Source organism: Streptomyces sp. NPDC088745, assembly GCF_044751045.1.
Classification (GTDB): Bacteria; Actinomycetota; Actinomycetes; order Streptomycetales; family Streptomycetaceae; genus Streptomyces; species Streptomyces cremeus.
In genome coordinates this window covers 589,402-613,438 of record NZ_JBIVLB010000003.1, presented here as the reverse complement: position 1 = coordinate 613,438, position 24,037 = coordinate 589,402, and the positions used below count along the sequence as shown (strand labels likewise).

Genomic DNA, 24,037 nt, shown 5'->3' with positions numbered 1-24,037 from the left:
GTCAGTGGGCGGCGGACTCCCAGTTCTCGCCGACGCCCACCGACACGTCCAGCGGGGCGCGCAGCTCGACGGCGCCCGCCATCTCGCGGCGGACGATCTCCTCGACCTTCTCCTTCTCGCCCCTGGCGATCTCCAGCACGATTTCGTCGTGCACCTGGAGCAGCATCCGGGAGGTGCACCCAGCCTTCTGCAGCGCCGCGTCGACGTTCAGCATGGCGACCTTGACGATGTCGGCCGCGGTGCCCTGGATGGGCGCGTTGAGCGCCATCCGCTCGGCCATCTCGCGGCGCTGGCGGTTGTCGCTGTTGAGGTCGGGCAGGTAGCGGCGGCGGCCGAGCATCGTCTCCGTGTACCCGGTGGCCCTGGCCTCCTCGACGGCGCGCTGGAGGTAGTCCTGCACCCCGCCGAACCGCTCGAAGAAGGTGTTCATCAGGCCGCGCGCCTCGCCCGCGTCGATGTTGAGCTGCTGCGAGAGGCCGAACGCGGACAGGCCGTAGGCCAGGCCGTACGACATGGCCTTGATCTTGCGGCGCATCTCGGGGTCGACCGCGGAGCGCTCCACCCCGAACACCTGGGAGGCGACCGTGGTGTGCAGGTCCTCGCCCGACTTGAACGCCTCGATGAGGCCCTCGTCCTCCGACAGGTGGGCCATCACGCGCAGTTCGATCTGGCTGTAGTCGGCCGTCATCAGGCAGTCGTAGCCCTCGCCGACGACGAAGCCGCGGCGGATCGCCCGGCCCTCGTCGGTGCGGACCGGGATGTTCTGCAGGTTGGGCTCGGTGGAGGACAGGCGTCCGGTCGCGGCCACCGTCTGGTTGAACGTGGTGTGGATGCGGCCGTCGGCGGCGATCGTCTTGATCAGGCCCTCGACGGTGACGCGCAGCTTGGCCTGCTCGCGGTGGCGCAGCATGATCACCGGCAGCTCGTGCTCGGTCTGCGTGGCCAGCCAGGCCAGGGCGTCGGCGTCCGTGGTGTATCCGGTCTTCGTCTTCTTCGTTTTGGGCAGCGCCAGCTCGCCGAAGAGGATCTCCTGGAGCTGCTTGGGCGAGCCGAGGTTGAACTCGCGGCCCGCCGCCTCGTGCGCCTCCGTCACGGCCTGCTGGACCGCGCCCGCGAACTGCTGCTCCATGGCGGTCAGGTGCGCCCGGTCGGCGGCGATGCCGTGCCGCTCCAGACGGGCGAGCAGGATCGAGGTGGGCAGCTCCACGTCGTGCAGCAGCTCGGCCGCGCCGACCTCCTTCAGCTTCTCCGTGAAGGCGTCGCCCAGGTCGAGGATCGTGCGGGCCTGGCCCATCAGGGCGTCCGCCTCGGCCCGCTCGTCCTCCTCGGAGCCGAACGCGAGCTGCCCCTCGGCGGCGGCGGCCGGGGCCAGCTCGCGGCCCAGGTACTCCACGGAGAGCGCGTCCAGCGCGAAGGACCTGCGGCCCGGCTTGACCAGGTACGCGGCGAGCGCGGTGTCCATGGTGACCCCGGCGAGCGACCAGCCGTGCTCCGGCAGCACCCGCAGCGCGGCCTTGGCGTTGTGCAGGACCTTCGGGCGCTTCGCGTCGGCGAACCAGGCGGCGACGGCCTTCTCGTCGGCCTCGTCGAGCTGCGCCGGGTCGAACCAGGCGGCGGCCCCGTCGGCGGCGGCGAGCGCGATCTCGGTGACACTGCCCGTGCCCAGCGCCCAGGTGTCGACCGTGGCGACGCCGAGCGGCTGCGCGCCGTGCGCGTCCAGCCACGGGGCGACCTCGCCGGTGCCCAGCTTCGACCCGTCGAGCTCCAGGCCGGCGGCCGGGGCGGCGGCCTCCTCCTCGGCGGCGCCCGGGTCCACCGCGTACAGGCGCTCGCGCAGCGACGGGTTGCGGATCTCCAGGACGTCCAGGACGCCGGCGACGGCGGTCCGGTCGTACGGGGCGCGCGCCAGGTCGGCGGGGGCCTTGGGCAGCTCGACGTCGCGCACCATCTCGGTGAGCCTGCGGTTGAGCTTCACGGCGTCCAGGTGGTCGCGGAGGTTCTGCCCGGCCTTGCCCTTGACCTCCTCGACGCGCTCCACCAGCTCCGCGAACGAACCGAACTGGTTGATCCACTTCGCGGCGGTCTTCTCGCCGACGCCGGGGATGCCGGGGAGGTTGTCGGACGGGTCGCCGCGCAGCGCCGCGAAGTCCGGGTACTGCTGCGGGGTCAGCCCGTACTTCTCCGCCACCTTCTCCGGTGTGAACCGGGTCAGCTCCGAGACGCCCTTGGTGGGGTACAGCACGGTGACGTGCTCGGTGATCAGCTGGAAGGAGTCGCGGTCGCCCGTGACGATCAGAACGTCGAACCCGGCCTCCTCCGCCCGGGTGGCGAGGGTGGCGATCACGTCGTCGGCCTCGAAGCCGTCGATCGCGAAACGGTCCACGTGCATCGCGTCCAGGAGCTCGCCGATCAGCTCGACCTGCCCCTTGAACTCGTCGGGGGTCTTCGAGCGGTTCGCCTTGTACTCCGGGAACTCGGTGGAGCGCCAGGTCTTGCGGGACACGTCGAACGCCACCGCGAGGTGCGTGGGCGCCTCGTCGCGCAGGGTGTTCGCCAGCATCGACGCGAAGCCGTAGATGGCGTTCGTCGGCTGGCCGGACGCGGTCGTGAAGTTCTCCGCGGGCAGCGCGAAGAACGCACGGTAGGCCAGGGAGTGCCCGTCCATGAGGAGCAGGCGGGGGCGCGCCCCGGCGGGTCCGGTCTCCTTGCCGCCCTGGGCGGACGGGGTCTTGTCTGCGGTCTTCGCTGCTGTTTTCGCCACGCCCCCGATCCTAGGCGGCGCCACTGACAATCCGGGCCGCCAGCCGGTCACGCCCCGCCCCTGACGTCGCGCTGTCGGTGGTCCGTGACAGGATCGAAGAGGTACACGGAGAACGCGAAGAACCGCCGTCGCAGTCCCACCGCCCGAAGATCCACCGCTCGAAGGGGAGCGCCATGGCAGCGAAGCCGCCCGTAGGGGACCCGGTCCAGGACGCGCCGCAGGTCGCGGCCCCCCAGCACGCCGCCGCCGGGCTGCCCGCCATCGCGCACACCCTCGCCATGGCCCACCAGCAGATGGGCGCGGCCCGCACCGCCCGCACCCTCCTCAAGGTCAACCAGAAGGACGGCTTCGACTGCCCCGGCTGCGCCTGGCCCGAGGAGGACAAGCGGCACACCGCCGAGTTCTGCGAGAACGGCGCGAAGGCGGTCGCCGAGGAGGCCACCGTCCGCCGGGTCACCCCCGCCTTCTTCGCCGCCCACCCCGTCTCCGACCTCGCCGGGCGCAGCGGGTACTGGCTCGGGCAGCAGGGCCGCATCACCGAGCCGATGTTCCTCGACGAGGGCTCGGACACGTACGTGCCCGTCACCTGGGAACGCGCCTTCGACCTGATCGGCACGGAGCTGAAGGCGCTCTCCTCCCCCGACGAGGCCGTCTTCTACACCTCGGGCCGCACCAGCAACGAGGCGGCGTTCCTGCTCCAGCTCTTCGCCCGCGAATTCGGTACGAACAACCTGCCCGACTGCTCCAACATGTGCCACGAGTCCTCCGGCTCCGCCCTCATGGAGACCATCGGCATCGGCAAGGGCAGCGTCTCCCTCGACGACCTCCACCGGGCCGAGCTGATCATCGTCGCCGGGCAGAACCCGGGCACCAACCACCCGCGCATGCTGACCGCCCTGGAGAAGGCCAAGCGCGCGGGCGCGCAGATCATCTCGGTGAACCCGCTGCCCGAGGCCGGCCTGGAGCGCTTCAAGAACCCGCAGACCCCCCACGGCATGCTCAAGGGCACCTCCCTCACCGACCTGTTCCTCCAGATCCGCCTCGGCGGCGACCAGGCCCTCTTCCGCCTCCTCAACAAGCTCGTCCTGGAGACCCCGGGCGCGGTCGACGAGCTGTTCGTACGCGAGCACACCCACGGCTACGAGGAGTTCGCCGCCGCCGCGCGGGCCGCCGACTGGGAAGAGACGCTGGCCGCGACCGGCCTGGAGCGCGCCGACATCGAGGCCGCCCTGCGCATGGTCCTCGCCGCGAAGAGCGTCGTCGTCTGCTGGGCGATGGGCCTCACCCAGCACAAGCACTCCGTGCCCACCATCCGCGAGGTCGTCAACTTCCTGCTGCTGCGCGGCAACATCGGCCGCACCGGCGCCGGAGTCTGCCCGGTGCGCGGGCACTCCAACGTCCAGGGCGACCGCACCATGGGCATCTTCGAACGGCCCTCCGCCGCCTTCCTCGACGCCCTCGACGAGGAATTCGGCATCACCTCGCCCCGGCACCACGGATACGACGTGGTGCGCGCCATCCAGGCGCTGCGCGACGGCGACGCCAAGGTGTTCTTCGCGATGGGCGGCAACTTCGTCGCCGCCACCCCCGACACCCTCGTCACCGAGGCCGCCATGCGCCGCGCCCGGCTCACCGTGCATGTGTCGACCAAGCTCAACCGCTCGCACGTCGTCACCGGCACCCGCGCCCTGATCCTGCCGACGCTGGGCCGCACCGACAAGGACGTGCAGAAGAGCGGCAAGCAGTTCGTCACCGTCGAGGACTCCATGAGCATGGTGCACGCCTCCCGCGGCAACCTGCCGCCCGCGAGCAGGCACCTGCTCTCCGAGCCCGCCATCGTCGCCCGCATGGCCCGCGCCACCCTCGGCAAGGAGTCCGCCACGCCCTGGGAGGAGTTCGAGCGGGACTACGCCACGATCCGCGACCGGATCTCCCGCGTCGTCCCCGGCTTCGAGGACTTCAACTCCCGCGTCGCCCGGCCCGGCGGCTTCACCCTCCCCCACGGCCCCCGCGACGACCGCCGCTTCCCGACGGCCACCGGCAAGGCCAACTTCACCGCGGCCCCGGTCGAGCACCCCCACCTCCCCGAGGGCCGGCTGCTGTTGCAGACCCTGCGCTCCCACGACCAGTACAACACCACCATCTACGGCCTCGACGACCGCTACCGGGGCATCAAGGACGGCCGCCGCGTCGTCCTGGTCAACCCCGAGGACGCGGCCGCGCTCGGGCTCGCGGACGGCTCGTACACCGATCTGATCAGCGAGTGGAAGGACGGCGTCGAGCGCCGCGCGCCCGGTTTCCGCGTCGTGCACTACCCGACCGCCCGCGGCTGCGCGGCCGCCTACTACCCCGAGACGAACGTCCTGGTGCCGCTGGACGCCACCGCGGACACCAGCAACACCCCCGCCAGCAAGTCCGTGGTGATCCGTCTGGAACAATCAGCGGCCGTCTGAGCGTTCGCTCAGTCACCGGACCGCACGGCCCGCCCGCCGGGCCGCGCGGTCACGCACACCCACGCACCCCGAACGGAGCCTGGCCCATGGGCGAGCAGTCCACCGCGAAGTTCCCGCAGGAAGTCGTCGACGAGTACGCGGCACTCGGCGTCGACCTGGTCTCGATGTTCTCCGCCGGACACCTCGGCACCCGCATGGGCCTGCAGATCGTCGAGGCCTCCGCGGACCGCGTCGTGGGCACCATGCCCGTCGAGGGCAACACCCAGCCGTACGGGCTGCTGCACGGCGGCGCCTCCGCCGTGCTCGCCGAGACCCTCGGCTCCATCGGCGCGATGCTGCACGGCGGCAGCAGGAAGATCGCCGTCGGCGTCGACCTCAACTGCACCCACCACCGGGGCGCCCGCAGCGGACTGGTGACCGGTGTGGCCACGGCCCTCCACCGCGGACGCTCCACCGCGACCTACGAGATCGTCATCACCGACGAGCAGGGCAAGCGGGTCTGTTCGGCCCGCCTGACCTGCATGCTCCGCGACGCCGACCCGAGCACGGTCACGGGCTGACCGGCAGCGTCACACTGCTGAGCCCGGCCCGGACCGACATCCGGGTCCCGGCCGGGTACCGCAGCGTGTGGTCGTAGTCCGTCGACACGAGCACCACGCCCAGCCGGTGTCCCTTCTTGACGACGTACTCCTGCGGCTCCATCCCCCACTTCAGCGCGTACTCCCGGCCCTCCACGACCTCGTCCTGGCGGGAGAGGGAGTTCCGGTTGCGGATGTCCAGCCAGCCCCGTGAAACGATCTTGAAGTCGGCGCTCTCCGTGCGGTGCCTGGTGCGGTACGCGCAACCCGTGTCGCCCGGAACGCCCTGCCCGTAGCAGACCGGCGGCTGCGCGGTGTCCGCGGCCGTGCCCGCCGTCGCCCGGGTGTCCTTCCCGTAGTCCACCAGCAGCGCCGTCACGTACGGCGAGGTGCCCCTGAGCGACGCCACCACCGACAGCTTCGGCACCCCGTTGATCCGCAGGTCCTTCTTCAGGACGTCCGTCGTGTACGCCAGCCGGTTCGGGTTCTGCGCGTCCGGCGCGGCCACCAGCTGCTCCGCCTTCACCGTGCGGCCCGCGTCCGTCAGCGTCTCCTTGACCGGGAATCCGGGCCACGTCCCCAGCCGTCCGCCGGAGTTCAGCCGCAGCGTCTGCTCCCGGGTGCCGCGGGCCGGCCACTCCGACTGCCGCTTCCAGGTGAAGTCGGCCTGCTCGACGTCCACCTTCGGCTCGTCCAGAGCGCCGTTCTCCAGCCCGTACAGCCAGTAGTCGAACCACTGGTGGGTCTGCCGCAGCCACTCCTCCATCCGGAGCGGCATCGGGTTGCTGTGCCCGGCCTGGTGCAGCCACATCTTGCGCGGCACCCCGTGCTTCTTCAGGGCGTCCCACAGCTGCACGGAGTTCTTGGTCTTCACGTTCCAGTCGTTGAGGCCGTGCACGACGAAGACGCCGGCCCTGATCTTCCCGACGTCCTTCAGATAGTCCCGTTCCTTCCAGAACGGGCCGTAGTCCCCCGTCTCCCGGTCCTGCTCGGCGGTCAGCGCGTCGTGGACCGGGGCGCACACCTCCGGATTGCTGCGGCTGTTGACGCCCTTGGCGAGGATGTCGGTGTCCTCGCCCTGATAGCCGCCCGGCGCGACGACCCCGCCGTTCGCCCGGTAGTAGTCGTACCAGGACGAGATGCCCGAGATCGGGACGATCGCCTTGAGCCCCTTCACCCCGGTCGAGGCGACGGCGGTCGGCAGGGTCCCGTTGTACGAGATCCCCATCATCGCCGAATCGCCCGTCGACCAGGTCGCCTCGACCGGCTTCCCCTCCGGGTCCCAGCCCTTGGCCCGCCCGGCCAGCCAGTCCACGGCGGCCTTCGCGCCGAGGGTCTCGTTGCGTCCGCCGGAGGTCGAACAGCCGGTGGCCCCTCCGGAGCCGACGTTGTCGACCTCGGCGACCGCGTAACCGCGCGGCAGGTAGTAGTTGTCGTAGTAGCCGCCGTACGTCACCGGGCCCGCCGCCGCAAGGGACGGCCGCCGGGACTCCGCCGACCGCTTGCCGAGCGGCAGCCCGTCACCGTCCAGGTCGACCTCGTGGAACGGCACGTCGGGACCGCCGCCCCAGTACGGGCTCGCCTCGATGATCGTGGCGACCTTCAGCCCGGCGTCGGTCTCCTTGGGCCGCAGGATCCGCATCCGTATCGTGTCCCGCTTGCCGTCGCGGTCGCTGTCGGTGGCGGTCTCGACGTCGACCTGCTGGTGAACGGCGTCGGCGCGGGAGAACACCGGCTGCGTCCGGTTGTTCACGATCTTCAACGCGGGGTCCGGCACGGCGGCCGCCGGGGTGGGCAGCGCCGCCAGGAGGGACGCGGCGAGCGCCGCCATGCCCGCCTTCCGTACCGCTCTCGAACGGGGTGCATTCGGTCTCGCCATCGTGCCTGCCTCCGGGGGTTCGGGATGTGCGGGTCACACGTGAAGCGCACCGCACATTCCACCCCTGCCGTCCCGTTCGCACCAGGGGGCGGTACCGGCGACGCGGCCGGCACCGCCCGGCAGGCGGTGCCGGGCTGACCGGTGCCCGGTTCACGGGGACCGCGTACGGCCGTCCCCGCCGCCTTCACCCGGCGCGCGGCTCCCGGACTGGCGAACGTGCCACCACCACGAAGCGCCGGCCTTCTCGCACCTGTAGTCGATGTAGCCCTCACGCACGAACTCCTGACCCGCGTCGATGCACTTCGACCGGGTGGAGCAGTAGCCCTTGTACGTCCACCACACCCCCGTGGTCTGCGACACCTCGACGCCGGGGGCGCCGGGGGCGGCACGGCCGCAAGGGCCGGGGCGCCCACCCCGGCGAGGACCGCGGCGGACATCACGAAGCCCACCACTGCGGCACGCATGCGCGTGTACGGCTTCCCTTTCGTCGACGTCCCCGAGGGCGATGCCCTCGAAATCGAACGCGCGACTGACAAGTGGGGCACATGATGCCCACGAGCCCCCTGGTCCACAACCGCGCCGGACCACCTTGCCAACCCCAACACGCCTTCTACGGTGGGGAGATGGACAAGACGCGCACCGCCGCCATCGCGGCCGCCATCGCCGCCGTCCTGCTGACCGGATGCGACAGCGGCACGGAGCGAACGCACCCGGCACCCGCCGCCGGGACCCCCTCCTTCCCTCCCCTGACCACCAAGCCGCTCGCCGAGATCTGCGCGGACCTGACCTCCTACTGGGTCCGTGAACGGCTCGCCGGGCGCGGCACCGGCGACTACATGAAGGAGGGCATGTCCAACGCCCAGAACAACATCGTCATCTCCGTGATGGACGCCGCACGCAAGGAACGCGCCCGCGCCGGCGACGCGGCGGCCGAGAAACTCATCACCGCGCGCACCACGAGCGACTGCGCCGCCCACTACCGCAACGGCAGGCCCACCGAGCCCCCCTGGCACTGATCCCGTACGCCTCACGGACCTCAGGGGAGCGGCCCGTCCCGCCGCACAGTCACCGGATTCCGGGATTCCCCGTCCGGATGCCGCAAAAAAGTTACGCAACGTAACACTGGCGGGAAGCGGAATGAGTGCATCCAGCACCCTTCGACACCCACCGCAGAACGCTTTCTCCACAAGTCGTCCGCATAGCGGACGGTCAGTACCGTGAACACCCCAAGCCCCTTAATCATGCTGGGAGTTCTCGGTATTCGAGATTTCAGCCCCCGCCGGAAAGAGGGGAAAAGCCCGGCCTGTGACCCCGACTTCTGGCCATGGCATAACAAGAGCGTCACATCCTGCGCACGTCGCTCCCCGGTGCCTCTCCCTGCGCCTAGAGTCACGGCCAGTCACCGCGCCGCCGGGCGCGTCGCCGCAGCACCGCACTCAGCAACGCCCACGTACGGCCCGGCGATCGACACGGCGCCTCACGTCGAGGAAGCCGCGCCAGGGAAAGGACCCCTTCGTGCGACACCGTTCTTTGCTCATACTCACCACCGTGCTCACCACCGGAGCACTCACCCTCACCGCCTGCGGATCCCGCGACGACAAGGGGACCACCGGCAGCACCGGCGGCGGCGCCAAGACCAAGGTCATCATCGGTGTCGACGCCCCCTTCAGCGGCGACCTCTCCGCGCTGGGCCTCGGCATCCGCAACTCCGCCGACCTGGCGATCAAGATCGCGAACAAGAACAACACCGTTCCCGGCGTCGAGTTCGTGGCCCAGCCCCTCGACGACCAGGGCCAGCCCAACGTCGGCCAGCAGAACGCCGCCAAGTTCATCAGCGAGAAAAGCCTCGTCGGCGTCGTCGGCCCGCTGAACTCCAGCATCTCCCAGGTGATGCAGAAGCCCTTCACCGACGCCAAGCTCACCCAGGTCTCCCCGGCCAACACCGGCACCGAACTGACCCAGGGCGACGGCTGGAAGACCGGCGACAAGAAGCGCCCCTTCGCGGCCTACTTCCGCACCGCCACCACCGACCAGGTGCAGGGCGCCTTCGCGGCGAAGTTCCTGAAGGAGAACAAGAAGATCGACTCGGTCTACCTGATCGACGACCAGAAGACCTACGGCGCCGGTCTCGCCGCCTCCTTCAAGGAGCAGTTCACCAAGCTCGGCGGCAAGATCGTCGGCACCGACACCGTCGTCCCCGAAGAGCGCGACTTCAACTCCATCGTCACCAAGGTCAAGAGGTCCGGCGCCCAGGCCCTCTACTACGGCGGCGAGTACCCCGCGGCCGGCCCCCTCAGCCAGCAGCTCAAGGACAGCGGCACCAAGATCCCGCTCATGGGCGGCGACGGCATCTACAGCGCCGACTTCCTCAAGCTCAACAAGAAGGCCGAAGGCGACCTCGCCACCTCCGTCGGCAAGCCCGTCGAGAAGCTCGACTCCGCCAAGAAGTTCATCGCGGACTACAAGGCCGCGGGCTACAAAGAGGACTACGAGGCCTACGGCGGCGGCACCTACGACGCCACCTGGTCCATCATCGAGGCCGTCAAGATCGCCGTCGCCGCCAACAACGGCAAGGTCCCCGACGACCTGCGGCCCAAGGTCCTCGACTCCATGTCCAAGGTCAAGTTCGACGGCGTCACCGGCCCCGTCGCCTTCGACGAGTTCGGTGACACCACCAACACCATGATGACCGCCTACGAGGTCGTGGGCGGCAAGTGGGCGGACAAGCACAGCGAGGCCTACAAGCCCACGTCGTAACCCGACACCCCGCACCACCCCACACCCCAGACCGCGCGGGCGCGCCACCAGCGCTCCCGCGCGGTGCCATATTCCGAACCACTGACGGAGGCCCTGCGGTGCACGAACTGCCGCAACAGCTGGCCAATGGACTCATCCTCGGCGCGATGTACGGTCTCATCGCGATCGGCTACACGATGGTCTACGGCATTGTCCAGCTCATCAACTTCGCCCACGGCGAGATATTCATGGTCGGCGGCTTCGGCGCGCTGACCGTCTACCTCATACTGCCCGCCGGGTTCTCCCTCGGCGCCGCCATCCCGCTCATGATCCTCGGCGGCATGGTCGTATCAGTCGCCGTGGCGACCGCCGCAGAACGCTTCGCCTACCGCCCCCTGCGAGGCGCACCACGGCTGGCGCCCCTGATCACCGCGATCGGGCTCTCCATCGTCCTGCAACAACTCGTCTGGCAGTGGTACCCCGACGCCAAGAAGGACCACGTCTTCCCCCAGCTCAAGGGCGAAGCCATCAGTCTCTTCAGCGCCAACATCCAGCCCGGCGGCCTCTTCCTGCTCATCGCGGCCCCCCTCTCCATGGTCATCCTCGGGTTCTTCGTCAACAAGACCCGCACCGGCCGCGGCATGCAGGCCACCGCGCAGGACCCCGACACCGCCAAACTCATGGGCGTCAACACCGACCGCATCATCGTCACCGCCTTCGCGATCGGCGCCGCCTTCGCCGCCGTCGCAGCCGTCGGATACGGCCTCCACAACGGCCAGGTCAGCTTCCGCATGGGCTTCCTGCTCGGCCTCAAGGCCTTCACCGCGGCGGTCCTCGGCGGCATCGGCAACATCTACGGCGCCATGCTCGGCGGCCTCGTCCTCGGCGTCGCCGAAGCCCTCGCCACCGGCTACGTCGGCGACATCCCCGGCCTGGAGCTCTTCGGCGGAGGCAGCTGGAAGGACGTCTGGGCCTTCAGCCTCCTCATCATCGTCCTCCTCGTCAGGCCCCAGGGCCTGCTCGGCGAGCGCGTCGCGGATCGGGCGTGAGCACCATGACCACCACCAACCTCACCAAAACCCCCGACGCCGCCCCCGGCGCCCCCCTCATCCCCCTGCCACTCGGCACCGCCCGCATCCTCACCCTCGCCGGATCCGCCGTCACCCTCGTCGGCACCTTCCTCGCCTGGACCTGGAGCCAGGACTTCCCCGGCAACCTCACCGTCACCGGCTACCCCGGCGGCCTCCAGACCCTCACCCTCACAGGCGCCCTCCTCACCCTCCTGTTCACCCTCTCCGGGTACGGAATCAAGGGCCTGCGCTGGCTCACCCCCGGCGGCACCCACAGCCCCGTACGGCTGCTCGCCCTCGGCACCCTCGGCACCACCCTCTTCGCCATGGCCGCCATCTCCGTCGTCCTCGGCGGCCTCATCAACCTCGACCCCGGAGCCTGGATCTCCGGCGTCGGCGCACTCGCCGCCACCGTCGGAGCCTTCGCGCTCCCCGAAGACGCACACGGCGAAACACCCGCGGCCAACGGCTGGGAACGCTTCCGCCAAAGCCTCAAGGCCCCCGCCCCCAACACCCCCGAGCCACTGCCCGGCTGGGCCGAAATCCTCGTCATCACCGGCGTCTTCGCCGCAGGCCTCTTCGTCTTCGCCTACGGCATCGACATCGAGTACCCCGAACTCTTCATCGGGTTCCTCATCACCGTCGGCTTCACCTTCGCCGCATTCGGCAAAGCAGGTCTCCCCCGCCGCACCAGCCAGCTCGCCGGCAAGCACCGCAAGGTCGCCATGCTCGCCGCCCTGGCCGCCGCGATCTGCTTCCCCTTCACCCAGACCAACGACCAGTACGCCCTCATCGGCGCCCAGGTCCTCATCTTCGCCACCGTCGCCCTCGGCCTCAACGTCGTCGTCGGCCTCGCCGGACTCCTCGACCTCGGATACGTCGCCTTCCTCGGCGTCGGCGCCTACACCGCGGCCCTCGTCTCCGGCACCGCCAGCTCCGCCTTCGACGTCAAGTTCCCCTTCTGGGCAGCCGCTCTGGCCGGCGCAGCCGCCTCACTCCTCTTCGGCGTGATCATCGGCGCACCCACCCTGCGGCTGCGCGGCGACTACCTCGCCATCGTCACCCTCGGCTTCGGCGAGATCTTCCGCATCACCGTCCTCAACCTCAACGGCAAGACCGGACCCGACATCACCAACGGCTCCAACGGTGTCACCAACGTCCCCGACCTCAACATCTTCGGGTTCGACCTCGGCATCCAGCACGACGTACTCGGCTTCACCCTCACCAGGTCGGCCAACTACTTCCTGCTGATGCTGCTGTTCACCGTCATCGTCGTCCTCGTCTTCCGGCGCTCCGCCGAATCCCGCATCGGACGCGCCTGGGTCGCCATCCGCGAAGACGAGACCGCCGCCACCGCCATGGGCATCAACGGCTTCCGCCTCAAACTGATGGCCTTCGCACTCGGCGCCGCCCTCGCCGGATTCGCCGGCTCCGTACAGGCGCACCTCGGCTACAGCGTCACACCCGAGCAATACCAGTTCGCCGGGTCCGTCGCCCCGAACTCCGCGTTCCTGCTCGCCGCCGTCATCCTCGGCGGCATGGGCACCATCGCGGGTCCGCTCATCGGCGCCGCACTCCTCTACCTCATCCCGGCCAAACTCGCCTTCATGCAGGACTACCAGCTCGTCCTCTTCGGACTCGCCCTCATCCTGCTGATGCGCTTCAAGCCGGAAGGCCTCGTCGCCGACCGACGCAAGAAACTCGAATTCCACGAAACGGACCAACAGGCCGCATCCGACGACGCGTTGACGGGCGCAGGCACCGGCGTCGCGAAGGCGGGGGCGTGAACACCATGGCAACTCCCACAGCCACCACCACAACCGTCCTCGACGCGAGCGGCGTCACCATGCGCTTCGGCGGCCTCACCGCCGTACGCAACGTCGACCTCCACGTCAACACCGGCGAAATCGTCGGCCTCATCGGTCCCAACGGCGCCGGCAAGACCACCTTCTTCAACTGCCTCACCGGCCTGTACGTCCCCACCGAAGGCAAGGTCAGCTACAAAGGCACCGTTCTGCCGCCCAAGCCCCACCTCGTCACCCAGGCAGGCATCGCCCGCACCTTCCAGAACATCCGGCTCTTCGCCAACATGACCGTCCTGGAGAACGTCCTCGTCGGCCGCCACACCCGCACCAAGGAGGGCCTCTTCTCCGCCCTCCTGCGCGGCCCCGGCTTCAAGAAGGCCGAAGCCGCCTCCCACGCCCGCGCCATGGAACTCCTGGAGTTCATCGGCCTCGCCCACAAAGCCGACCACCTCTCCCGCAACCTCCCCTACGGCGAACAGCGCAAGCTCGAAATCGCCCGGGCCCTCGCCAGCGACCCCGGGCTCCTCCTCCTGGACGAGCCCACCGCCGGCATGAACCCCCAGGAGACCCGCGCCGCCGAAGAGCTCATCTTCGCCATCCGCGACCAAGGCATCGCCGTCCTCGTCATCGAGCACGACATGCGGTTCATCTTCAACCTCTGCGACCGCGTCGCCTGCCTCGTCCAGGGCGAGAAACTCGTCGAAGGCACCCCCCAAGTCGTCCAGAGCGACGAACGCGTCGTCGCCGCCTACCTCGGCACCCCCTTCGAAGGCGCCCCCGGCGCCGAAGAAGCCGCCGAAGTCGCGGCAGCCGAAGCACACGCCGAGGCCGACAGCACCACCCGCACGGACCGCACCGAAGGAGACACCCCGTGACCGCCCTCCTGGAGGTGGAGGACCTCCGCGTCGCCTACGGCAAGATCGAAGCCGTCAAAGGCATCTCCTTCAGCGTCGAAGAAGGCCAGGTCGTCACCCTCATCGGCACCAACGGCGCCGGCAAGACGACCACCCTGCGCACCCTCTCCGGGCTCCTCAAGCCCACCGGGGGCCGCATCACCTTCGACGGCAAACCCCTCGACGGCGTCCCCGCCCACAAGATCGTCGCCCTGGGCCTCGCCCACTCCCCCGAAGGCCGGCACATCTTCCCCCGGCTGACGATCACAGAGAACCTCCAGCTCGGAGCGTTTCTGCGGAGTGACAAGGACGGCATCCAGAAGGACATCCAGCGCGCCTACGACCTCTTCCCCATCCTCGGGGAACGCCGCAAGCAGGCCGCGGGAACGTTGTCCGGCGGCGAACAGCAGATGCTCGCCATGGGCCGCGCCCTCATGTCCCAGCCCAAGCTGCTCATGCTCGACGAGCCCTCCATGGGCCTCTCCCCGATCATGATGCAGAAGATCATGGCGACCATCGTCGAGCTCCGCGCCTCGGGCACGACGATCCTGCTCGTCGAGCAGAACGCGCAGGCCGCGCTCTCCCTCGCCGACCAGGGCCACGTCATGGAGATCGGCAAGATCGTCCTCTCCGGGACCGGCCAGGACCTCCTCCACGACGAGAGCGTCCGCAAGGCGTACCTCGGCGAGGACTGACCGTTCCTCGTGCCTCGTGCACGAAGAGGCCCGCCCCGCACTGTGACAGTGCGGGGCGGGCCTCTTCACGTACCGCTGCGGCCTACTGCTCCTTGGCCGCCTGCTTCTTCTCCTCGGCGTCCTCGATGACCGCCTCCGCGACCTGCTGCATGGACAGCCGACGGTCCATCGACGTCTTCTGGATCCACCGGAAAGCGGCCGGCTCCGTCAGCCCGTACTGCGTCTGCAGGATCGACTTCGCCCTGTCCACCAGCTTGCGGGTCTCCAGCCGCTGGGTGAGGTCGGCGACCTCGTTCTCCAGCGTCTTCAGCTCCGCGAACCGGGACACGGCCATCTCGATCGCCGGCACCACGTCGCTCTTGCTGAACGGCTTCACCAGGTACGCCATGGCCCCGGCGTCCCGCGCCCGCTCGACCAGGTCGCGCTGCGAGAACGCGGTGAGCATCAGCACCGGGGCGATCGACTCGGCGGCGATCTTCTCGGCGGCGGAGATGCCGTCGAGGACCGGCATCTTCACGTCCAGGATCACGAGGTCCGGCTTGTGCTCCCGGGCCAGCTCCACGGCGGTCGCACCGTCTCCGGCCTCGCCGACGACCGAGTAGCCCTCTTCCTCCAGCATCTCCTTGAGGTCGAGCCGGATGAGGGCTTCGTCCTCGGCGATGACGACGCGGGTCGTCAGCGGCGGAACGTGCGACTTGTCGTCGTCGGCGACGGGCGGCTGGGGCGACTCGGGGGTGGTCACGGGGCTCCTCGTTACGGGGCAGATACTGCTGCCAAGAGCGTACCCAGCTGCGGTATGGTGGTCATGCAGCGGGTCGCGGGAAACCTTCGATTCGTTAGGCCCCGGTAGCCCAACTGGCAGCAGGCAATGGATTCAAAACCCATACAGTGTCGGTTCGAATCCGACTCGGGGCACTTTTCCTTGGATTCGAAGGTCACGTGATTTTGGCGACACTCCACACGATCGTGTGAGGGTGCCGCCTTTCTCGTGCGCCATGACCGAATCGTTCGCAAGATCGCTCCCGTGTACGGCATGGCAACACGCAAGCGAGCACTTTCCCTCGTCGCTCAGGGCCGCAGCCTCAACTCCGTGAGCAAGGAAACCGGCATATCCCGGTACGCCATCCGCTCCTGGCAGACCCGCATCGAACCGCTGCCCCGCAGCGCCGGCGCACCGATCCGCGACACACCGGCGGACCCGGCCGCGTACTCCTACCTCCTGGGCCTCTACCTGGGCGACGGATGCCTCAGCGAGCACCCGCACGGCGGACATCAGCTCCGGATCGCCTGCGCCGACGCGTGGCCCGGCCTCATCGAGGAGTGCCGTACAGCAATCACCGAGGTGCTCCCCCAGAGCAAGGTGTGCCTCCTCCAGCGACAGGGTTGCGTCAGCGTGACCAGCTACAGCCGGAGTTGGCCGGACCTCTTTCCTCAGCACGCGCCCGGCAAGAAGCACCTTCGGCAGATCGGCCTGCGACCCTGGCAGCAGCGCATCGTGGACGAATTCCCCTGGGAGTTCATCCGGGGGCTCGTCCACTCAGACGGCTGCCGGATCACCAACTGGACCACACGGCTCATTGGCGGCGTACGCAAGCGCTACGAGTACCCGCGGTACTTCTTCACCAACAAGTCCGAAGACATCAGGCACATGTTCACCGATGCGCTGGATTCCGTGGGCGTGGCGTGGAAGCCGTCCAGCGCCTGGAACATCTCCGTGGCCCGACGGGCGTCCGTCGCGTTGATGGACGCCCACGTCGGGCCCAAGTACTAGCCGGTGCGCCCTACTTCGGGCTGTCGTCCTCGCCGATGTGGTGGATGCGGACCAGGTTCGTGGAGCCCGCCACGCCCGGCGGGGAGCCGGCGGTGATGACCACCACGTCGCCCTTCTGGCAGCGGCCGATGCGCAGGAGCTGTTCGTCCACCTGGGCGACCATCTCGTCCGTCGAGTCGACCTTCGGGCCGAGGAAGGTCTCCACGCCCCAGGTGAGGTTGAGCTGGGAGCGGGTGGAGGGTTCCGGGGTGAAGGCCAGGAGGGGGATCGGGGAGCGGTAGCGGGAGAGGCGTTTGACCGTGTCGCCGGACTGGGTGAAGGCGACCAGGAACTTCGCGCCGAGGAAGTCGCCCATCTCCGCCGCCGCGCGGGCGACCGCGCCGCCCTGGGTGCGGGGTTTGTTGCGCTCCGTCAGCGGCGGGAGGCCCTTGGCGAGGATGTCCTCCTCGGCCGCCTCCACGATGCGGGACATGGTGCGGACGGTTTCGATGGGGTACTTGCCGACGCTGGTCTCGCCGGAGAGCATCACCGCGTCCGTGCCGTCGATGACCGCGTTGGCGACGTCGGAGGCCTCCGCGCGGGTGGGGCGGGAGTTCTCGATCATGGAGTCGAGCATCTGGGTGGCGACGATCACCGGCTTGGCGTTGCGCTTGGCCAGTTTGATGGCGCGCTTCTGGACGATGGGGACCTGTTCGAGGGGCATCTCGACGCCGAGGTCGCCGCGGGCGACCATGATGCCGTCGAAGGCGGCGACGATGTCGTCGATGTTCTCGACGGCCTGGGGCTTCTCGACCTTGGCGATGACGGGGACCTTGCGGCCCTCTTCGCGCATGACGCGGTGGACGTCTTCGATGTCGCGTCCGCTGCGGACGAAGGAGAGGGCGATGATGTCCGCCCCAATGTCGAGTGCCCAGCGGAGGTCTTCGATGTCCTTCTCGGAGAGGGCGGGGACGGAGACGGCGACTCCGGGGAGGTTGAGGCCCTTGTGGTCGGAGACCATGCCGCCTTCGATGACCTTGGTGTGGACGCGGGGTCCGTCGACCGAGGTGACCTCGAGGGTGACTTTGCCGTCGTCGACGAGGATGCGTTCGCCGGTGGTGACGTCGGTGTTGAGGCCGTCGTAGGTGGTGCCGCAGGTGTGACGGTCGCCTTCCATGGGTTCGACGGTGATGGTGAAGTCGTCGCCGCGTTCAAGGAGTACGGGGCCTTCGCGGAAGCGTCCGAGACGGATCTTCGGGCCTTGAAGGTCGGCGAGGATGCCGACGCTGCGGCCGGTTTCGTCGGAGGCCTTGCGTACGTGCTGGTAGCGCTCTTCGTGTTCGGCGTAGGTGCCGTGGCTGAGGTTGAAGCGGGCGATGTCCATCCCGGCTTCGACCAGGGCCTTGATCTGGTCGTATGTGTCGGTGGCGGGGCCCAGGGTACAGACGATCTTTGCTCGGCGCATACGTCCGAGCCTAGGGCTTACCGGCGGGTAGGTAATTGGCGTCGCATGACTACTCAACAACCTTTGCATGAAGGGTTATTGACAAGTGTTGAATTGTGCGCGGGGGTGCTCTGATGAGCAATTCCGGTGCGGCTTTCACAGCTGCGGGGGTGCCATGGTGAAGCGTGCGTTGACGTGTGCGTGGACGGTCTGGCGCTGGGGTTCGAGGTCGAGGGCGGGGGCGGATTCGGGGGCGGCGGCTCCGCGCATCATGGGGCCGCCTCCGTAGCCGATGGTCATGTCCATGGGGGAGTTCTCGCTGCCGTCGTCGGCGAGTTCGAGGAGGGCGACGAGGTGGGTGCCGAGGGCTTCGGCGTAGGCGCGGGCGCGGGCGACGGCCTCGTGGACGGCCTGGGTGCGGGCCTGGGCGTAGGCGGGTGAGGTGGGGCGGAGTTTCCACCAGGGGCCGTCGACGCGGGTGAGTTCGAGGTCGGAGAGGCGGGTGGTGAGTTCGCCGAGGGCGGTGAAGTCGGCGAGTTCGGCGGTGAGGTGGACGCGGCCGTGGTAGGCGCGGATGTTCTCGGTGCGGCCCTTGCGGGTGAGTTCGGGGTTGATGGAGAAGGAGCCGGTTTCGAGTTTCTCGACGGCTTCGCCGTACGTCTTGATCAGGTCGAGGACGGCTGCGTTGCGGCGGGTGAGGTCGTCGAGGGCGGTGCGGCGGTCGGTGCCCCGGGCGCTGACGGTGACGGAGATGCGGGCGAGGTCGGGGTCGACCTCGAGGCGGGCTTCGCCGCGCACGGCGACGCGGGGTGCGTCGGGGGTGCCGTAGGGGGCGGCGGGGGTGGGGGTGTCGGTGGTCATGCGGGCTCCCTGGGTCGGCGTACGCGCTCTGGTTGATGGCGTACGTCCACTGTGGCATCCGGGTCTGACATCGGGCAGTCACCGGATCGAAACCTGTGAGGGGTGTCGTGGGGAGCGGGGGTGGGTCAGAATCTACGCGCGTTGTGCATGGGCAACGCGTGGATCCGGGTGTGGACGAAGGAGTTCAAATGCCGCTGAATCGGCGGAAGTTTCTGGGGCGGGCCGCTGCGACGGGCGCCGGTGCCGCGCTGGCGGGCGGGGTCGCGGGGTCCGCGGAGGCCGCCGGGCACGGTCACGGGCCGGGCGGTCATGGTTCCGGGCGCCCTGCGAAGCGGTACTCCTTCACCGTGATGGGGACGACGGACCTGCACGGGAACGTCTTCAACTGGGACTACTTCACGGACCAGGAGTTCGACGACAAGGCGCACAACGACGTGGGCCTGGCGAAGATCTCGACGCTGGTGAACGCGGTGCGCGCGGAGAAGGGGCGTCGCAACACGCTGCTGATCGACGCGGGCGACACGATTCAGGGCACACAGCTCTCGTACTACTACGCCAAGGTCGATCCGATCACGGCGAGGCGCGGTCCGGTGCACCCGATGGCGCAGGCGATGAACAAGATCGGTTATGACGCGGCCGCGCTCGGCAACCACGAGTTCAATTACGGGATTCCGGTGCTGCGGAAGTTCGAGGAGCAGTGCGATTTCCCGCTGCTGGGGGCGAACGCGCTGGACGCGAAGACGCTGCGGCCGGCGTTCCGTCCGTACAGCATGCACCGTCTGCGCACGCCGCACGGGCGTGATGTGAAGGTGGCCGTTCTCGGTCTGACGAATCCCGGTATCGCGATCTGGGACAAGCAGAACGTGCAGGGGAAGATGGTGTTCCCGGGCCTTGAGGAGCAGGCGGCGAAGTGGGTGCCGAAGCTGCGGTCGATGGGTGCGGACGTGGTGGTGGTCTCCGCGCACTCGGGTTCGTCGGGGACCTCGTCGTACGGTGACCAGTTGCCGTACGTGGAGAACGCGGCGGGTCTGGTGGCGGAGCAGGTGCCCGGCATCGACGCGATTCTGGTGGGCCACGCGCATACGGAGATCCCGGAGTACTTCGTCGAGAACAAGAAGACGGGGAAGAAGGTGGTCCTGTCGGAGCCGTTGAAGTGGGGCCAGCGGCTGACTCTGTTCGATTTCGAGCTGGTGTGGGGCCGGGGCCGCTGGACGGTGGAGAAGGTCCGGGCGAGTGTGCTGAACTCGAACACGGTCGCCGAGGACCCTCGTATCACCGGGATGCTGGGCGATGAGCACAAGAAGGTCGTCGCGTACGTGAACCAGGTCATCGGCACGTCGACGGTGGCGATGACGACGGCGGAGGCGGCCTGGAAGGACGAGCCGCTGATCGATCTGATCAACCTGGTACAGGTGGAGACGGTGAAGGCGGCGCTGGCGGGCGGGGAGTACGCGGCGCTGCCGGTGCTGTCGCAGGCGTCGTGCTTCTCGCGGACGGCGAAGGTTCCGGCCGGTCGGATGACGATCAGGGACGCGGCGGGTCTGTATCCGTTCGAGAACACGCTCGAGGCGCGGTTGCTGACCGGGGCGCAGATCAAGGAGTACCTGGAGTACTCGGCGAAGTACTACGCGCAGACGCCGGCGGGCGGTCCGGTGGACACGGCGCAGCTGACGAACGCCGAGGGGACCCCGGATTACAACTACGACGTGGTGTCGGGTCTGACGTACGAGATCGACATCGCGAAGCCGAAGGGTTCGCGGATCGTGAATCTGGCGTTCGAGGGGAAGCCGTTGGACGCGAAGGCGCAGTTCGTGTTCGCGGTGAACAACTACCGGGCGAGTGGCGGTGGCGCGTTTCCGCACATCGCGTCGGCGAAGCAGTTGTGGGTGAACTCGGAGGAGATCCGGAACACGATCATCACGTGGGTGAAGGCGAAGGGGACGGTGGATCCGGCGTCCTTCGCGTCGGTGGACTGGCGGCTGACGCGGGACGGTGTGCCGGTGTTCTAGTTCGGATTGTATGAGGAAGGGCCGCGCCTGTGGACAGGGCGCGGCCCTTCGTCGTGCTCGCGTTGTGTACTAGACCTTCAGTTGGACGAGGCCCTCGCGCTGGTGCGGGAGCATCGGCCGGGCGGGGGCGTGGAGACCGAAGGAGGTGAAGGCGGTGCGGGCGGGGAGGGGGTAGGCGTCGGTGCCGGTGAGGTGGTTGAGGATGACGGCGCTGCGCCAGGCGGCGAGGCCGAGGTCGGGGGCTCCGACGCCGTGGGTGTGGCGTTCGGCGTTCTGGACGTAGACGTTGCCGGAGACGACGGGGTCGAGGACGAGGCGCTGGTGTTCGTCGACGCGGGCGCGTTGGTTCTTGTCGCGTTTCATGTACGGGTCGAGGGCGGCGAGGATGCGGTCGACGGGGCGCTCGCGGTAGCCGGTGGCGAGGACGACGGCGTCGGTGGTGAGGCGGGAGCGGGCGCCCTGCTGGTCGTGTTCGAGGTGGAGTTCGACCTTGGTGGTGGCGACGCGGCCGGCCGTGCGGACGTGGACGCCGGGGGTGATGGTGACGTCGGGCCAACTGCCGTCGAGGGTGCGGCGGTAGAGCTCGTCGTGGATGGCGGCGATGGTGTCGGCGTCGATGCCTTTGTGCAACTGCCATTGGCGGGGCAGGAGTTCGTCGCGGACGCCTTCGGGGAGGGCGTGGAAGTAGCGGGTGTAGTCGGGGGTGAAGTGTTCGAGCCCGAGCTTGGAATATTCCATGGGGGCGATGGCTTCGGTGCGGGCGAGCCAGGTGAGTTTCTCGCGGCCGGCGGGGCGGGCGCGCAGCAGGTCGAGGAAGACCTCGGCGCCGGACTGTCCGCTGCCGATGACGGTGACGTGTCCGGCTGTGCGGAGGTGGTCGCGGTGCAGGAGGTAGTCGGCGGAGTGGTGGACGGGGACGCCGGGTGCTTCGGCGAGGGGTTTGAGGGGTTCGGGGATGTGGGGGGCGGTGCCGACGCCGAGGGCGAGGTTGCGGGTGTAGGTGCGGCCGAGGGCTTCGGCTTCGCCGTCGGTGTCGAGCTGGGTGTAGTCGACTTCGAAGGCGGTGCGTTCGGGGTTCCAGCGGACGGCGTCGACCTGGTGGCTGAAGTGGAGGCCGGTGAGGCGTTCGCTGACCCAGCGGCAGTAGGCGTCGTACTCGGTGCGCTGGATGTGGAAACGCTCGGCGAAGTAGAAGGGGAAGAGGCGTTCGCGGTCGCGGAGGTGGTTGAGGAAGGTCCAGGGGCTGGCGGGGTCGGCGAGGGTGACGAGGTCGGCGAGGAAGGGGACCTGGAGGGTGGCGCCTTCGATGAGGAGGCCGGGGTGCCAGTGGAAGGTGGGGCGCTGTTCGTAGAAGGCGGTTCTGAGGCCTCCGTGGATGCCGTCGGCGAGGGCGGCGAGGGAGAGGTTGAAGGGGCCGATGCCGATGCCGACGAGGTCGTGGGGCTGGTCGGGCTGCGGGGGCTGAGGTGCCTGCGGGGGCTGGTCGGCGGTCATCGGTGGGTGTGCCTTTCGGGATGGGCGGGGGTGTGGTGGCTGAGGACGTGGTCCAGGAGGTTTTCGAGGTCGTCCGGGGTGGTGTGGGGGTTGAGGAGGGTGGCTTTGAGCCAGAGGCGGCCTGCGGCGCGGGTGCGGCCGAGGACGGCGCGGCCCTGCTGGAGGAGACGGCGGCGGAGGTGGGCGATGTCGTCGTCGGTGGCGCGGGTGGGACGGAAGAGGACGGTGGTGAGGGTGGGGCGGTCGTGGAGCTCCAGGCCGGGGTGTTTCTCGATGAGGTCGGAGAGGTGGCGGGCGGCGGCGAGGGTGCGGTCGACGAGGTCGGCGAGGCCGTCGCGGCCGAGGGCCTTGAGGGTGACGGCGATCTTCAGGGCGTCGGGGCGGCGGGTGGTGCGCAGGGAGCGGCCGAGGAGGTCGGGGAGTCCTGCGTCGGTGTCGTCGTCGGCGTTGAGGTAGTCGGCCTGGTGGGCGAGGGGGGCGAGGGCGGTGGTGTCGGGGACGGCGAGGATTCCGGCGGCGACGGGCTGCCAGCCGAGTTTGTGCAGGTCGAGGGTGAGGGTGTCGGCGCGGTCGAGGCCGGTGAGGAGGTGGCGGTGGGTGGGGCTGAAGAGGAGGGGGCCGCCGTAGGCGGCGTCGATGTGGAGGCCGGCGCGGTGGTGCCGGCAGAGGTCGACGATGTCGGGGAGGGGGTCGATCTGCCCGGTGTCGGTGGTGCCGGCGGTGGCGGCGACGAGGGCGGGGCGATGGAGGTGGGTGAGGGCCTGGTCGAGGGCGGCGGGGTCGAGGGTGCCGGAGGGGGCGGGTACGACGACGGGTTCGGGGAGGCCGAGGAGCCAGGCGGCGCGGGTGAGCGAGTGGTGGGCGTTGGCGCCGACGACGAGCTGGAGGGGGCCGTGGTGGGCGTGCTTCTCACGGGCGAGGAGGAGAGCGAGTTGGTTGGACTCGGTGCCGCCGGTGGTGATGAGGGCGTCAGGGTGGGCGGCGTGGGGGAAGATCTCGGCCGCGAGGGTGCGGGTGAGGGCGTCTTCCAGGGCGGAGGCGGCGGGGGCCTGGTCCCAGGAGTCCATGGAGGGGTTGAGGGCGGAGGCGGCGAGGTCGGCCGCGGCGGCCACGGCGAGGGGTGGGCAGTGCAGGTGGGCGGTGCAGTGGGGGTGGGCGGGGTCGGCGGCGCCGGCGGCGAGGGCGTGCACGAGGGCGCGGAGGGCTTCGTGGGGTCCGCTGCCGGTGGCGGGGAGGAGGGGGTGGGCGGCCCGGTGGAGTTGCGCGGCGGTGTGCGCGGGGCCGCCGGCGGGGAGGGGGCCGGGGCGGTCCCGGGCGCCGGTGGTGAGGGCGGTGAGGACGGTGTCGAGGAGCGGCCGCAGGGCGGCGGGACCGGCGGGGCCGCCGGCGAGCGGGGCGGGGGCTGCTGGTGGCGGCACGCTCATGCGGGTCCTTCGGGGTGGTGTGGTGCGGGCACACCAGGGTGTACGGGGATGGGGGCGGGTGTCCGGAGTGGACAACGAGCGCAACTCGAAAGTGGTACGGGGGTGTGGGGAGGGGGGGTTGGGGGCCCGGGGCTGGTATAGGGGCCCCGGGCCCGGGGGGGGTGTGGGTGCGTCCCGGCGGGGAG

17 protein-coding genes and 1 tRNA gene are annotated in these 24,037 nt (G+C 69.5%); 11 read left to right on the top strand and 7 right to left on the bottom strand.

The window, feature by feature from the left end; all coding sequences use genetic code 11:
- Nucleotide 1 precedes the first annotated feature (1 nt).
- Entirely contained in the window at nucleotides 2–2,761 is a 2,760-nt protein-coding gene (polA, locus tag ACIP93_RS12020; RefSeq protein ID WP_401757716.1) for a DNA polymerase I, read from the bottom strand.
- A gap of 173 nt (nucleotides 2,762–2,934) precedes the next feature.
- On the opposite strand from polA, the gene ACIP93_RS12015 reads away from it, so the two are divergent.
- A complete protein-coding gene (locus ACIP93_RS12015) occupies nucleotides 2,935–5,214 on the top strand; it encodes an FdhF/YdeP family oxidoreductase (protein ID WP_401757714.1) in 2,280 nt (759 codons plus the stop codon).
- 86 nt (nucleotides 5,215–5,300) lie between these two features.
- Nucleotides 5,301–5,774, top strand: a complete 474-nt coding sequence (locus ACIP93_RS12010) for a hotdog fold thioesterase (protein ID WP_345224028.1) — start codon at nucleotides 5,301–5,303, stop codon at nucleotides 5,772–5,774.
- On the opposite strand, the gene ACIP93_RS12005 is transcribed toward ACIP93_RS12010, so the two are convergent.
- Nucleotides 5,764–7,623 carry a Xaa-Pro dipeptidyl-peptidase gene (locus ACIP93_RS12005; RefSeq protein ID WP_401757712.1) on the bottom strand — a complete coding sequence of 620 codons (1,860 nt, stop codon included), beginning with the start codon at nucleotides 7,621–7,623 and terminating at the stop codon, nucleotides 5,764–5,766. The two genes, ACIP93_RS12010 and ACIP93_RS12005, sit on opposite strands and share 11 nt — an antisense overlap.
- A gap of 671 nt (nucleotides 7,624–8,294) precedes the next feature.
- Here ACIP93_RS12005 and ACIP93_RS12000 point away from each other — a divergent pair.
- The 6 genes from ACIP93_RS12000 to ACIP93_RS11975 all read left to right on the top strand — a co-directional run bounded on the left by ACIP93_RS12000 (nucleotide 8,295) and on the right by ACIP93_RS11975 (nucleotide 14,870).
- The gene (locus ACIP93_RS12000; protein WP_345224019.1) at nucleotides 8,295–8,687 is read left to right on the top strand and encodes a hypothetical protein; all 393 of its coding nucleotides are present in this window, start codon (nucleotides 8,295–8,297) and stop codon (nucleotides 8,685–8,687) included.
- Nucleotides 8,688–9,201: 514 nt separating this feature from the next.
- On the top strand, nucleotides 9,202–10,428 hold the full coding sequence (locus tag ACIP93_RS11995) for a branched-chain amino acid ABC transporter substrate-binding protein (RefSeq protein WP_345226566.1): 1,227 nt from the start codon (nucleotides 9,202–9,204) through the stop codon (nucleotides 10,426–10,428).
- Between the two features lie 98 nt (nucleotides 10,429–10,526).
- The gene (locus ACIP93_RS11990) at nucleotides 10,527–11,456 is read left to right on the top strand and encodes a branched-chain amino acid ABC transporter permease (RefSeq protein WP_401757710.1); all 930 of its coding nucleotides are present in this window, start codon (nucleotides 10,527–10,529) and stop codon (nucleotides 11,454–11,456) included.
- A gap of 5 nt (nucleotides 11,457–11,461) precedes the next feature.
- Nucleotides 11,462–13,264 carry a branched-chain amino acid ABC transporter permease gene (locus ACIP93_RS11985; protein ID WP_345226564.1) on the top strand — a complete coding sequence of 601 codons (1,803 nt, stop codon included), beginning with the start codon at nucleotides 11,462–11,464 and terminating at the stop codon, nucleotides 13,262–13,264.
- Between the two features lie 5 nt (nucleotides 13,265–13,269).
- Nucleotides 13,270–14,157, top strand: a complete 888-nt coding sequence (locus ACIP93_RS11980) for an ABC transporter ATP-binding protein (RefSeq protein WP_345224014.1) — start codon at nucleotides 13,270–13,272, stop codon at nucleotides 14,155–14,157.
- Nucleotides 14,154–14,870 (top strand): ABC transporter ATP-binding protein, encoded by a 717-nt coding sequence (locus tag ACIP93_RS11975; RefSeq protein ID WP_345224012.1) that lies wholly within the window; start codon nucleotides 14,154–14,156, stop codon nucleotides 14,868–14,870. The genes ACIP93_RS11980 and ACIP93_RS11975 overlap by 4 nt, the downstream gene beginning before the upstream one ends.
- 82 nt (nucleotides 14,871–14,952) lie before the next feature.
- On the opposite strand, the gene ACIP93_RS11970 is transcribed toward ACIP93_RS11975, so the two are convergent.
- The gene (locus tag ACIP93_RS11970) at nucleotides 14,953–15,612 is read right to left on the bottom strand and encodes a response regulator (protein ID WP_345224010.1); all 660 of its coding nucleotides are present in this window, start codon (nucleotides 15,610–15,612) and stop codon (nucleotides 14,953–14,955) included.
- Between the two features lie 98 nt (nucleotides 15,613–15,710).
- On the opposite strand from ACIP93_RS11970, the gene ACIP93_RS11965 reads away from it, so the two are divergent.
- Together ACIP93_RS11965 and ACIP93_RS11960 are read left to right on the top strand one after the other, a co-directional pair.
- Nucleotides 15,711–15,785, top strand: a tRNA-Leu gene (locus ACIP93_RS11965).
- A 109-nt stretch (nucleotides 15,786–15,894) separates the two neighbouring features.
- A complete protein-coding gene (locus ACIP93_RS11960) occupies nucleotides 15,895–16,641 on the top strand; it encodes a helix-turn-helix domain-containing protein (protein WP_345226562.1) in 747 nt (248 codons plus the stop codon).
- Between the two features lie 10 nt (nucleotides 16,642–16,651).
- Here ACIP93_RS11960 and pyk read toward each other — a convergent pair whose 3' ends face one another.
- Together pyk and ACIP93_RS11950 are read right to left on the bottom strand one after the other, a co-directional pair.
- Nucleotides 16,652–18,085: a pyruvate kinase gene (gene pyk / locus ACIP93_RS11955; RefSeq protein WP_345224008.1), complete on the bottom strand. Its 1,434-nt coding sequence runs from the start codon at nucleotides 18,083–18,085 to the stop codon at nucleotides 16,652–16,654.
- 135 nt (nucleotides 18,086–18,220) lie between these two features.
- The gene (locus ACIP93_RS11950) at nucleotides 18,221–18,925 is read right to left on the bottom strand and encodes an SIMPL domain-containing protein (protein WP_401757707.1); all 705 of its coding nucleotides are present in this window, start codon (nucleotides 18,923–18,925) and stop codon (nucleotides 18,221–18,223) included.
- Nucleotides 18,926–19,113: 188 nt separating this feature from the next.
- Between ACIP93_RS11950 and ACIP93_RS11945 the strand changes: the two genes are divergently transcribed.
- Complete coding sequence (locus tag ACIP93_RS11945; RefSeq protein ID WP_401757705.1) at nucleotides 19,114–20,934, top strand: bifunctional metallophosphatase/5'-nucleotidase; 1,821 nt, start codon at nucleotides 19,114–19,116, stop codon at nucleotides 20,932–20,934.
- Nucleotides 20,935–21,003: 69 nt separating this feature from the next.
- On the opposite strand, the gene ACIP93_RS11940 is transcribed toward ACIP93_RS11945, so the two are convergent.
- Nucleotides 21,004–22,428 (bottom strand): lysine N(6)-hydroxylase/L-ornithine N(5)-oxygenase family protein, encoded by a 1,425-nt coding sequence (locus ACIP93_RS11940; protein WP_401757703.1) that lies wholly within the window; start codon nucleotides 22,426–22,428, stop codon nucleotides 21,004–21,006.
- Complete coding sequence (locus tag ACIP93_RS11935; RefSeq protein WP_401757953.1) at nucleotides 22,425–23,846, bottom strand: pyridoxal phosphate-dependent decarboxylase family protein; 1,422 nt, start codon at nucleotides 23,844–23,846, stop codon at nucleotides 22,425–22,427. The genes ACIP93_RS11940 and ACIP93_RS11935 overlap by 4 nt, the downstream gene beginning before the upstream one ends.
- Nucleotides 23,847–24,037 lie beyond the last annotated feature (191 nt).